The organism is Paenibacillus sp. 10L310 (assembly GCF_056395745.1).
The window spans coordinates 1-368 of the sequence record NZ_JBFTKC010000080.1 but is presented as its reverse complement, the minus strand read 5'-3'; the positions used below and the strand labels follow the sequence as shown (position 1 = coordinate 368).

Here is a 368-nt window from a genome sequence, read left to right as displayed (position 1 = left end):
GTGCTTCCCAGCTCGCTGGTGTGTACGCTGACTCTTCCAGGCTTTCACCTGTAATTTCAGTTACTTTCGCTTGCAAAGCTGATTTATCTACAACAGGTACAGATGTTGTAGGGATTAAGCCCGTTCTTGCATCAGTCAGATCCAAAAGCGCCTTGTCTACCTGCGCTTGAGTCGCTGTCGGTTCATTCAACACTCGCTCTGCTTCATTCATCGCATTATCCAGTGCTTCCCAGCTCGCTGGTGTGTACGCTGACTCTTCCAGGCTTTCACCTGTAATTTCAGTTACTTTCGCTTGCAAAGCTGATTTATCTACAACAGGTACAGATGTTGTAGGGATTAAGCCCGTTCTTGCATCAGTCAGATCCAAA

General features: G+C 47.0%; 1 protein-coding gene. It reads right to left on the bottom strand.

Going from position 1 to position 368, the window contains the following annotated elements; translation table 11 throughout:
* On the bottom strand, window positions 1-368 hold a 368-nt coding region (locus AC1DE7_RS31920), incomplete at both ends, for an FIVAR domain-containing protein (RefSeq protein ID WP_477535903.1).